This is a genomic window from Clostridium tetani (assembly GCF_900167265.1).
Lineage (GTDB): Bacteria > Bacillota > Clostridia > Clostridiales > Clostridiaceae > Clostridium_G > Clostridium_G tetani.
This window is the reverse complement of the sequence record NZ_FUWT01000019.1, coordinates 32,663-45,546: the sequence shown is the minus strand read 5'-3', so window position 1 is coordinate 45,546 and position 12,884 is coordinate 32,663. Positions and strand designations below refer to the sequence as shown.

The window sequence follows — 12,884 nt, the reverse complement described above, 5'->3', positions numbered from 1 at the left end:
ATTTTCTTTGGTTCTTCTGGCTTTGGCTCTGATTTTTCTTCTTTTTTATCCTTTACCACAACTTTACATTCTGCAAATTTTTGCCCATCTTCTGTTACAACTTTTATAACTACTTCTCCTGCCCTTAATGCTCTTACATTTCCTTTATTATCCACTATTGCTATATTTTCATCACCACTTATCCATATTACATTCTTATTTGTTACATTATTTGGTGTAATTGTTGCAATAAGCTTTATATTATCTTTCTTTTTTAATTCTATTAAACTTTTATCTAAGGATATCTTTTCTACTTTAGTTGTCTTTGATTCTTCTGGTTTTTCTTTATCTACTTTATTTGAGGTTAAAGCCTTAAACATGGACTCACTATTATAAACGTCCACTAATGCCGCAAGCGCCATACCAGTAGCTTCATCTGTATATTCATCGTAGCTAGCTTTTATATTATCATATATAAAATGATTTTCTACTTTATAATGCATAAGAGCATCTATTGGTGTTTTCCCATTTTGTTGCCATCTAGGACTTAATACATCCTCCCCTACTGCCACTAATGCTTGTATAGCTAATGCTGTATCTTCTGAACACATTTCATCACCTGGTCTTCCACTTGATGAAAATTCACCATTATCTTGTTGAAGATTTTTTAATGACAAAGTACAATTTTTAAGGATTATATTAACTTCACTTATATCTCTATGGTTTGATAATGCTATCATAGTTGGTGCTAAACGTTTCAATCTGTAACTTCTTTTATCTTTTAGTGATTCCTTTAACACCTTTACTGCTTTTTCTACATCATAACTTTCTTTGCACATATCCAATGCTATAATTGCATATGCCTGAGATATTGAAGAATATCTTTCATCTTTTGTTAATTTAAACTCCCCTTTATCATTTTGAGCATTTTTTAATTTCTTAATATAATTTTCACCTTTATAATCTTTAGGATTTAATCCAGCACTTAATATAGCTATTATATTTTTAGCATGACTAACAGTTGGAAAATCATAATTTAAATACTCTGGTTCCTTTTCTCTTAATTGAAGTCTAGATGCAATTATTTCCTTAGATATTCCTAATTTATTTAAAGCTAGAGCTTGTATATAGTTATAATTATTATCTTTAGTTTCATAATAATCTTTTAATTCATTGAATATGCTATCAAAATCCACACTTCCTGCTACTTTAATGGATTTAAACATTGATGATCCTTTATATAAATCTGATAAAGCCATAAATACTTGAGCATCTTCTTTTGGAGTTCCAAAACTATTTTCGACTTTAGCATTTAAAATTACATCTAACATAGTGTTCCCATTTTTAGTCCATTCATTTCCTAGCGGATCTATTTTATTTGCAATTAAACCTTGTATTACAATAGCTGTACTTACCAAGCTATTATTTCCGTCTTTACTAAATCCCGCATTACTATTTTGTTTATCTTTTATAAACTCTATAGAAGAATTTATTATCTTATTTATCTCTTCGTTGTTATTATGATTTGAAAGTGCAGTAATTACTATTGCAGTTGTGTCAGTATCCAAATATGCTCCATCTTTATTCATTTCAAGTAAAGCTTTTATAGCACTTTCCTTATTATATTTTGCATTTGCCATATCTAAGGCTATAATTGAATATGCTTGTATAGATGGATCTAATCTATCTTCTTCTGAAAGTATAAATCTACCTTTATCTTTACCATCTTTCACTTGATGTGTACTAAGCATTTCAATATAGTTTTTCTCATTAAATTTTTTAGGATTATTTCCGCTAGCTATTATTCCCATAATATTTTTGGCAACATCAGATGCTTTTTTGCATTCTTCTATATTCTTATATTTCTTACTTACATCTTGTAAGTATTGTGCACTATTATCACTTGAATGGTTAAGCGCTAACGCTTCACTAAAATCATAATTTTCTTTAGATTTATACTGTTTTCTTAAATCATCTATAATCTTCTTTATAATACTAGTTTTGTCCTTTTCTGGTTCATATTTAATTTTTAATTTTTCAAAAATTGTTTTTTTGTTTTTCAAAGCTAACAATGCTCTAAAAGCAAATCCTGTATACATATCTTGGTCAAGAGTTCCAAACATACTATCATATATATAACCATTACCAACTTTAAAGGATAACAACACATCCAATAAGTTCTTGCCATTCTTAATCCATTCACCTGATAATGGATCGTCACCTGCTGCAACTAGTGCCTCTATAACTAAAGCAGTATCTTGACTATCTCCATTCTTAAATTGTTTCTTATCTAATGTAAAGGCTCCGTTATCTAATTGTTCTTCTTTTAAGTAGTTAATACAAGATTTTATTATTTCATTTATCTCTACCTTATCTTTATATGGTGAAAGAGAAATTATAGCTAAAGGTGCATCCCCTATGTTTTTAAATCCGTCTACTTTATATTGATTTTTTATCTTTTCTATAAGCATATTAATATCTTCTTTACTTGCTGAAGCTATGTTAATTGCTATTAATCCATAAAAATAGTTCTTATTTAAAGTGTACTTACTTTTGGAATGTTTAGGATCATTTAAAGCATCTATAAGTTTTTGTACATAGTTTTTACCATTATAATTTCTTGGGTTTTTTCCAGCTCCAACTATTGAAATAACATCCTCTGCTAGAAACTTAATAGATTCTTTATTTTTTAAAGATATTTTTTCTTCAAGTTTTTTAGTATCTACTCCTGCGGCATTTAATCCTAATATGATATTATAATCATAGCTTAATGCTTTTTCATAATAGCTTTTTATACCTTCTATCTCATCCTTTATTGTTTTGCTATTATCCTGCTTTTCTTCTACCTTAAATAAAAAGCTATTATACATGGATTCTTGTTTATATAAATCTGCAATAGCTGCAAAGGCAAGATTTGTTGCCATAATATCTGAAATTCCACCACCCATACCTTCTGCCATTTCAAAACCATTATCTGATATTTTACAAGCTAGTAATGCATCTACAGGTGTCCTTCCACCTTTTTTCCATTTATCAGATATCGGATTCTCTCCTACTGCAATTAAAGCCTGTATTGTTGGGGCGGTAGAATAAGGGCTATTTCCTAATTCATAATAATCAAATCCTCCACCTTCTATTTGTTTATCTTTTAAATCATTAAGACAAGAGTTAATTAATTCCTTAACTCCTCTAATCTCTTTATGCTTAGATAATGCTACTAAAGCTCTTGTGGTGTTATCTATGTCTTCATACTTTCCATCATTAGCTAAATCTATAAGATATTTTAAAGCTTTATCAACATTATACTTAGCAGACGCCATATCCATTGCTATAACAGCTTCTGATTGTGCAGTAACTGAATTACTATCATTATCTCCTATAACGAAACTACCATTATCTCTTTGAACTTTACTAAGTTTTTCAACATAGTTTACACCTTCATAATTATAAGGATTTTTACTTATTGCAATTATTCCTATTATATTATCTGCTATTGCAGATACATTCTCTGATTCTTCTAATTTAAAACTCTTCTTTTCTCCAAAATTTATATGATTAAAAGAAATGGCATTTAAATAGCTATCATTAGGATTACTTTTATAATACTTTTTTATATCTTTTATTACATTTTGAAGTTTAGTTTCTGATTCTGATGCTTCTCCTACTACTGAAAAACATTGTCTTACTATAGCAGGATAATCGTTCCCATCTAAATCTTTATCATTTTTATAAATGTCAACTTTGTGCTTTCCACCAGTTACTTTAAAAGATACTTCTCCTTTTTCATCTGTTTTATATTCTCCTATTCCTTCAACTTTTACATTAACATCCTTTGCAAGTCTTGGATCAATTCCTAACATAATATTTTGTTCAGTTATTTTTAATTTATATGTATTTCCCGTATGTTGTATATCTATTTTCGGTATACATGTAATTCCACCAATCCATTTTGTCATAAACCATACCATTTCTTTATAATAATTTTCTTTAATGTCTTTTATTTTTTGTATATCTATGGAATTTCCCAATAATACCTCTCCATTATTGTCTACAAGATAATACATCCATCCTGAAGAATCTGTCTTCTCTTCTCCCAGTATACTGTCTATAAAATTTGAGTCCAATCCCTTTATATTTTCTTTTCCTACTGCATTTGATATTAACTCTTTTACATAAACTTCATTTTTTATATCAAATCCCTTATTGAATAAGGTATTTTTTTCTCCTTCAACTCTAATTTTTATATTTGAGTTATTTTTATTTCCTGAATCTATCTTTCCATCTTCTTTTTCCCCGATAATAACTTTACTCTTGTCAGTCTCCTTTTCATTTCCAGTTTTATCTTTTATAACAATAGTAACATCAGATAGATCACAAACCTTACCAGTTTTAAATTTTATTTGTTGATCTATCTTTTGAGATCTAAGAGCTTCTGGAAATGACATCAATACTCTTTCATTTACATTATATATTTCTAAATTAGTAAGCTTATACTCTCCTAATTTTGTATTTTTAGGAATTGTGATTTTTATCCCATCGACTATTTTAATTTTTCCATATCTAATTCCTGGAATTTTAGATTTATAAACAAAATAATTTCCATCTTCTGATTTTACATTCAAAGTAAAACTTTCTCCTGGAGAGACTTCTATCGATTGTGGTGATATTGTTGCTTGTACATTTATTTCTTTTTCTTTTGAAAATACTTTTGAGTTTAAAGCTCCAAAATTAAATGTTGAGAAAATCATTAAGAAAGTTACTATAAATGACACTAATTCTTTGCTTTTTTTATTCATAAATATTTCCCCCTGTAGTACCACTTTCCACTTCAAATTCTATCTTTACTTTTTCTATTCCTAAAAACTTATAATATCCATAGTATTTTCCATCATCTAATTTTGTATCGAATGATACTTTTCCATTTTTCAATTTAGATTGCCCTATATAAGTTAGAGAGTTATTTTTGTCATAGATTGTAAGTGTAACTTCTTTCGCTAATTTATTGTTTATAACTATATTAACTTTATTCTTATCAGATTTAACAACAAAAACTTTATCTTCTTTATCTGATTTTGACGGTTGTTCTGGTTTAACAGGTTTTGATCCTCTCCCACTCGAAGATCCTCCACCTGATGAAACATTTGTCTTTTTATCTTTTTCTTTTTTATCATCTTTATTACTATCTGATTTTGTTATTTCATACATTATACTTGAAGGAACATTTGCTTCTCCTCCAATAGTAGTTATCTTACTTGAGTCCTTTAAGTTTTCTCTTACAAAATTCTTTAAGTTTCTATTTATATTTTTATAAGTTAAAACTATTGGTGCACTGTTTTGTGCTGCTAATGCAGAACAAGAAAGTGCATCTGCAAATTCATTTCCTTTAGACCCTGCTCCTTGAACTATGTAAATATTATTAAACTTTAATTCATCTTTAAATTTTGAAAGAACATTTTCATTTGTTTCAAATCTATCTTGTCCACTAATCCTTTCTAAATTTTTTATATTCTTTACAGCATTATCTGTAATTACACCTTGTCCACCTATTACATATATTTTACTGGAATTTACGGTATCTATATATTTTTTTACCGAATCCTTCAAAGAATTCTTATCTGAAAATAGAATAGGGGCTCCTTTTTTAGCTGCTATAGGTGCTATTGATAAACTGTCAGCATATCCATTTCCTGACGTTATAAATATCTCTTTAGGATTTCCTAATTCTTTGGCAACTTCTAATGATGTTTCATACCTATTTTGTCCATATAAACGTTTAATATCCTTTACATTTAAAGACCTTAATTGTTTCTCAACTTCTTCTGATACAACAGCCTTACCACCTGCAATAAACACCTTTTCAACATTTAATCTTTTAAGTTCTTTTATAGCACTTTCATCCAATTTTGATGAAGCTGTAAGTATAATTGGTGCATTATATTTTTTTGCAATGGGAGACGCACATAATGCATCTGCATAATTGTATCCTTGAACAATAATTGCTACTTTTGATCCATCTTTCCATCCTTTCTCACTTATTTTGATTGAAGTTTCTATTCTGTTTTGTCCATAAATTCTTTCATGACGATTTTTAGCAAAAGTATTGGTCGATACTATTAGTGTACATGCTGTTGTCGTAAATAAAGTTAATACTATTTTACTTAATAATTTTTTTTTCATATCTTTCCTCCATTTTTGTAATAAAAATAATGGGCTGTCGCATTAAGAATAAATACTACAATATATTGTTCTAATTTTAAGTTTGCAAATCAATATATTGTATGTAAATTCCTTAGCGCCACAGCCCCTTTAATATATACTAAAATATTCACATATTTAAAAAAGTTTATACTCCCTTTTTAAACTATAAAGTACCTAATAAAATATTATTAAATTTTCATTGTATTTAATATTTTTATTTCACAGGAATTTTTATAAACTTTGAAACAGAATTCATTCCATCTAAGCTATCCCATACAAAAGCTTTTACAATATATTCCCCTTTATTAGGAATCCTCAAACTAACTTTTAGATCAACATCCTTTTTTATATCTATTTTCTGCTCTACTGCTCCATAATTCATAAGTTCTCCTTCCTTGTTAAATAGCCCTACTATTAATGCCGCATCTTCAGCTTCATTAGTATTATTAGTAGCCTTTATAGTTATTTTTGCATCAGATCCTAATTTAAGTTCTTTATCTGTAGTTAAATTTTTAATTTTAATTTTCTTTTTATCTGAGTTTGGATCAACCTCTTTTTCATCCTTTATTACAATTCTACATTCTGCAAATTTTTGCCTATCTTCTGTTGCAACTTTTATAACTACTTCTCCTGCTTTTAGTGCTTTTATATTTCCTTCATTATCTACTGTTGCTATATTTTTATCACTACTTGTCCATATTACATTTTTATTTATTGCATTATCTGGTGTGATTGTTACATTAAGCTTTATAGTATCTTCTTCTTTTAATTCTATTAAACTTTTATCTAGGAATACTTTTTCTACTTTAACTTTATTTGGTACTTCTGGTTTTGGTTCTGGTTTTTCTTCTTTTTCATCCTTTACCACGACTTTACATTCCGCAAATTTTTGTCCATCTTCCGTTGCAACTTTTATAACTACTTCTCCTGATTTTAATGCTTTTATATTTCCTTCATTATCTATTGTTGCTATTTTTTCATCACTACTTGTCCATATTACATTCTTATTTGTTGCATTATCTGGTGTTATTGTTGTATTAAGCTTTATAGTATCTTCCTCTTCTAATTCTATTAAACTTCTATCTAGGAATACTTTTTCTACTTTAATTTCCTTTGGTTCTTCTGGCTTTGGTTCTAGTTTTTCTTCTTTTTCATCCTTTATTACAATCCTACATTCTGCAAATTTTTGTCCATCTTCTGTTGCAACTTTTATAATTACTTCTCCCGCTTTTAATGCTTTTACATTTCCTTTATTGTCTACTGTTGATACTTTTTCATTACTACTTGTCCATATTATATTTTTATTTGTTGCACTTTCTGGTGTGATTGTTACATTAAGCTTTATAGTATCTTCCTCTTTTAATTCTATTAAACTTTTATCTAAGGATATTTCTTCTACTTTAATTTTTTTATTATTTATGGCATCTCTCTCCATTACTACAAAAATAGATTCTTTATTTAACATTTGCACTAAAGCTGAAAAAGCATAATAACTTGCTTCAGTATTTTCAAAATTAAGACCTTCTCCTTGACAATATCCAGAAGTAGAAGCATCTCTTCCTATAAATTTACTCTTAATCATACCATCTAACATACTGTTTCCATTTTTACACCATTGCCATGAAAGAGGGTCTATTCCATTTGATAAAAGAGCTTGTACTACAGCTCCTGTAGCTATAGGGCTATTTACAAATGTACTTCCTGCCTTCATATCAAAAGCCCCATCTTTATTTTGGTTCACTTTAAAGAATTCTATTAATTCATTTATTTTAACTTCCACACCTGGTACATTTTTATAGTTGGCTAAAGCAGTTGCTGCTACAGCTTCTGTTTTTATAAATTTATATGAACTTGAGTTTTTATAATTAGAATCATTTAACATATTTAAAAGTGATTTAACTGCTTCTTCTTTGTTATAATTCCCCTTTGCTAAGTCCATAGCTATTATTGAATATGCTTGAGTTTCTATACAATTTTCATCTGATTGTTTATTCACTATAAATTTACCCTTATTTTCTTCATCTCTAACTTGAGCTTTCTCTAAAGTATCTACATAATTTATTGTAGTATTTTTAGACTTATCTTCTCTAGGATCAAGTCCTGAGCCTAATAATGCTATAATAGTTTTTGCATTTTGAAGTGCTGTGTTATTTTTAGTATATCTATAAATATTATTAGCAACTTTTTCTTTATCCACTCCTGAAATAACCGCAGATGGGGCTGCTAAAAATTCATATGCACCATATGCATCATAATGATCTATCAAAAATTTAATTTCTTCTTTTAATTTATTACTATAATCAATTTTAGGTGGAGCCACTACTTTAACTTTTTTAGTATCTTTTATACTTTCATTTCCTACAATATGTGCAGTAATCTCTACCTCACCTTCATTTAGGGCTTTTATCACTCCATTTTCTACAGTTGCAATTTTTTCGTTAGAACTTTTCCACATCATAGCCGCATTTTTTATAACTAAATTATTATAATCAAAAGCCTTTGCCTCTAATTTTAATATTCCACCATTATAAACTTCTTTATCACCAAATATACTCACCTTAACTGGAGTGCTTATATCTTCATATTTAAGTTTTCTATACATAGATGACATTGTATTTAAATCTACCAATGCTGCAAGCACATGAGGTGTTGATATATCTGATACCATGCCTGATTGTGGATTATTCATAAATTGATTATCTTTCCTACATTTTAATATTCCATCTATCATAGATATTTTAGCTCCATTATTTTCAATACACCAATAAGCATCCTTAGGATTCTCTTTCATAGATATAAGTGCTTGTATTACTAGAGATGTATCAGCAGCATTATCTATAAGTCCATCAGTTCTTTGAATAGACTTTACATACTTTTTAACTCCTTCTATAGTATTACTAACATTTTTAAAATCTTTATGATTTGATAATGCAATCAAAGCCCAACCAATAGTGTCTGTGTATGGTATATATTCGTCATCTTCCCATTCTCCCCAGTCGTCAAGATCACCTTCTATTATTTTCCCAAATGACAATTTTCCATTACCTTCATCATGAACTTTGCTTAAAAGTTCCTCTACTACTTTTTCCTGATTATAAGAAACTCCTGCCATATCCATGGCTATTATTGCTTTAGCTATAACTGCTGCATCATTTTCTTCATTATAGTCATAATCTATTAACAATTTTGTATAATCTTTTCCATTATAATTTTTAGGATTTTTTCCTGCTGCAATTAATGTCATTACATTTCTTCCATTATTTGATATATTATCCATTCCATAAATATTAATTTTCTTTGCTAATATATCTGTGTTTATTCCAGCTCTTCTTAATGCCATAGTCGTTATAAAATCAAAGCTCTTAAAATTATTATCTAATATTCCTTCATAGTAACTTACTACATCTGATATAACTTTTCCCAAATTTTCATCTTTATTTATAGATTGTTTGAATTTAAATATAGCATTTTGAAGTTTTGTATCAGCATTGTTAACTTCATCTAACGTTAAATTATTTTTATTTAACAAAACTTTAGTTTCATCTATTTGTTTATTTAAACTATCTACAGCCTTTTTAGGATATTGTCCTATCGCTTCTCCTACTTTAGCTTTACCTAAAATTTCCTCAGCTTCACGTATAGATTTTTTTAAAGGAGTTTTATCTACTTCTATACTTCCACCTTTTACTACAACTTTACAATAAGGTCTTGATATAACTCTTGTTTTTCCTGATTCATCAAATTTCACTGCTGAAACTTCATAAGTTCCTTCTTTTTCAAATTTTAAATTAACATTCCCTTTTGAATCAGTAATTACATATTTTCCATTACTTACAAGTTCTTTATCATTTACAATTATTTTAGCATTTGATATTCCCTCTTTTTTCTCTTTTCCTGTTGTAAATTCTCTCTTAATTCCTAATAAATTTAAATTTATATCTTTCCCAATTTTAGTTTCTAAATAAGTTTCATTAAAATAAGAATATGTATTTTTTTCATAATCTTCTAGAAAGAAAAATACTATACTATCTCCCTCATTTATGTCTTTATAACTTACATATTCATCAATATATTTATTATTTATATAATACATCCACCCATCTTTTGAAGATACATCTCCTTCTTTAACCCCTGCTATATTATTTATATATCCACCGCTACAATTAAATTTATTTTTATCTTTACAATCTATATTTTCACTTTCTAAAACTTTTATAAGTCCATGTAGTGCCTTTACACCTTGTACATCTTTTAATTTATCATCATAAGTATTTAAATTAAAATTAGAAACTTCTACTTCTTTTTCAGGAATTATTGTATGATCATTTGCTTCTACCCGTATCTTTACCTTTATTGACTTACTAAGTGCCTTTACATAAATTGGATTAAAAAAATTCAACATAGAAACTATCATCATTAAACTTAATATAAATGATATACTTCTTTTTTTATTTATCATCAACATGACATCCTTTCTTAAATTTATACTATATCTTTTTTTCTATAAAATAAAAAAGAACTTCCATGGAAGTTCTTTTTATATATAACATAAAACATTTACATATTAAAAAAGTTTATATCTCCCCCTCCGAAAGAATTAACACTTATTAGGCAGGTTTCCTGGCTTAGCTTCTTCCTAATTTCTAACCTTCCCAGATAAAATATATCTAGTGGATTTTATAAGATTTCGTCAGCATTACAGTAACGGTGGGCTGCAGTGGATTTTCACCACTTTCCCTTTTAACTTGTAAAGCACCTAATAAAATAATATTAAATTGTCCGTATTAAATTATATTACAAAATTATTAAAAATTCAACATTTTATTAACTATTTATTAATAATTAAATGTTTTAATACTGTTTAATTATACTATTATAAAAAATACCACATTATAACTAATTATAATGTGGCACTTTTTAACTTTTAAATTAACATGTTTTAATTTTCTATACCCTTCCTACATTTTACTCCTTTATAATAGTAATGTTTTATTTCTCCCATTTCAGTAACTAGATCTGCTCTATCTATTATTTCTTGTGGTGCATATCTTCCTGTTAAAATAATTTCTGTTTTTTCAGGTTTTTTATCTAAAATTTTTATAACATCTTCTGCTGAAAATAATTTATAGTATAACGCTATATTTATTTCATCTAAAATTACTATGTCATATTCTTCAGAGTTTATTATTTCTTCACATCTTTTTAATCCTTTAACTGCTCTATCTATATCATCTTGAGTAGGATCATTGTATATAAAACATTTCTTTCCAAATCTTTCTATAATAAAATATGGTAAATAATCCATGGCGTTTAATTCACTATATTTCATACCCTTTACAAATTGACCCATGAAAACCTTTTTCCCTGTACAAGTTGCTCTTAATGCCAATCCCAATGCCGCAGTAGTTTTCCCTTTTCCATTCCCTGTATAAACTTGAATATATCCTTTTTGTTCCATGTTTTTTCCCCCAAACAATTATTATTCTATATAAAAATATTCTAACATATCCTTCCTATTTGGTAAATCTATAGCATTATGTTTACATACAGTTTGGCAACTTTTACATAATAGTTCGCAGTTTTCACCTTTTATTTCTATTTTATTTTTCTTATTATTAAAACAATATACCTTACTACAAAAATTCATACATTCTTTGCAGTTTTCGCATTTCTTATAGTTTATGGATGGTTTCCAGTATTTTTTACTTTCTTCTGATACAAATTTTATTCTATCTTTTACTAACTCTATAAGTTGAGCAGTCTTTTCTTTATCTTTTTCTGCTACATTAAATAATTTTTCTACATTTGATTTTAAATCATCTGTCATAGCTTCAAACAAAGCTTCCATGGTGGATAAATCTTTTGGCAAATTAACTCCCCCTTTTAAATTAACAAAAAAAACATCTTTTCCTAGGAAAAGATGTTTTTAGCTTCATAAAACTATCACATCTCCCATCCTCGTAGGAATGTTTAATTAAAAAAAGGCAGGTCTCCTGACTTACAGTTCATAGTTTTTATAGATTCTCCTTCCCGTTAATTAACAGTGGTAAAACCTAACTCCCTGATTACAGTGGCGGGACCGTGATGGATTTTCACCATGCTTCCCTTTTAAGAAATAACTATTTCACCTTTTTTATTCATATTATTCTATTTTAATTATTAGTTTTCAATTCCTTTTCTACAAGGAACTCCTTGAGTATAATAATGTTTTATTTCTCTCATTTCTGTAACTAAATCTGCTCTATCTATTATTTCTTGTGGTGCATATCTTCCTGTTAAAATTAACTCAGTATGTTCTGCTTTTCTATCTATTAAATCTAGAACCTCTTGAACTGAGAATAATTCATAAAATAACGCTATATTTATTTCATCGAAAACTACAACATCATATTCACCTGATGTTAAAACTTCCTCTGCTCTTTTTAAACCTTTTTTTGCTTCTTCTATGTCAGCTTTTGAAGGTGTTCCAAATATAAAAGCATTTCTTCCAAACTGTTCTAATGTAAAGTTAGGCAGTATTTCTGGAGCCTTTAACTCACTATAATTCATTCCCTTTGTAAATTGCCCAAAAAATACTTTTTTACCAGCACAAGTAGCTCTTAGAGATAAACCTAAAGCCGCTGTAGTTTTACCTTTACCATTGCCAGTATATACTTGAACATATCCTTTATTTGACATATAAATCCCTTCTTTCATATGTTTAAATT

6 protein-coding genes and 2 riboswitches are annotated in these 12,884 nt (G+C 27.9%); all 6 genes read right to left on the bottom strand.

Annotated features, from left to right (window positions below; all coding sequences use genetic code 11):
• Positions 1-4,775: Ig-like domain-containing protein (locus B5D21_RS12295; protein ID WP_078688119.1), on the bottom strand; the 4,775-nt coding region annotated here is incomplete at its 3' end.
• Entirely contained in the window at positions 4,768-6,156 is a 1,389-nt protein-coding gene (locus B5D21_RS12290; RefSeq protein ID WP_011099015.1) for a cell wall-binding repeat-containing protein, read from the bottom strand. The genes B5D21_RS12295 and B5D21_RS12290, both read right to left, overlap by 8 nt.
• Before the next feature lie 235 nt (positions 6,157-6,391).
• Positions 6,392-10,636: an Ig-like domain-containing protein gene (locus B5D21_RS12285; protein WP_052040402.1), complete on the bottom strand. Its 4,245-nt coding sequence runs from the start codon at positions 10,634-10,636 to the stop codon at positions 6,392-6,394.
• Positions 10,637-10,770: 134 nt separating this feature from the next.
• Positions 10,771-10,952, bottom strand: a riboswitch (cobalamin riboswitch).
• A 164-nt stretch (positions 10,953-11,116) separates the two neighbouring features.
• Positions 11,117-11,635 carry a cob(I)yrinic acid a,c-diamide adenosyltransferase gene (gene cobO, locus B5D21_RS12280; protein WP_035110287.1) on the bottom strand — a complete coding sequence of 173 codons (519 nt, stop codon included), beginning with the start codon at positions 11,633-11,635 and terminating at the stop codon, positions 11,117-11,119.
• 21 nt (positions 11,636-11,656) lie between these two features.
• The gene (locus tag B5D21_RS12275) at positions 11,657-12,046 is read right to left on the bottom strand and encodes a 4Fe-4S dicluster domain-containing protein (RefSeq protein WP_011099012.1); all 390 of its coding nucleotides are present in this window, start codon (positions 12,044-12,046) and stop codon (positions 11,657-11,659) included.
• 97 nt (positions 12,047-12,143) lie between these two features.
• Positions 12,144-12,324: riboswitch (cobalamin riboswitch) on the bottom strand.
• Positions 12,325-12,336: 12 nt separating this feature from the next.
• Complete coding sequence (locus B5D21_RS12270; RefSeq protein ID WP_023437584.1) at positions 12,337-12,855, bottom strand: cob(I)yrinic acid a,c-diamide adenosyltransferase; 519 nt, start codon at positions 12,853-12,855, stop codon at positions 12,337-12,339.
• Positions 12,856-12,884: the final 29 nt, after the last annotated feature.

Coding starts and splice junctions, on each gene's coding strand:
- B5D21_RS12270 (WP_023437584.1), bottom strand. CDS start 12,855: ATGTCAAATAAAGGATATGTTCAAGTATATACTGGCAATGGTAAAGGT.
- B5D21_RS12285 (WP_052040402.1), bottom strand. CDS start 10,636: ATGATAAATAAAAAAAGAAGTATATCATTTATATTAAGTTTAATGATG.
- B5D21_RS12290 (WP_011099015.1), bottom strand. CDS start 6,156: ATGAAAAAAAAATTATTAAGTAAAATAGTATTAACTTTATTTACGACA.
- cobO (WP_035110287.1), bottom strand. CDS start 11,635: ATGGAACAAAAAGGATATATTCAAGTTTATACAGGGAATGGAAAAGGG.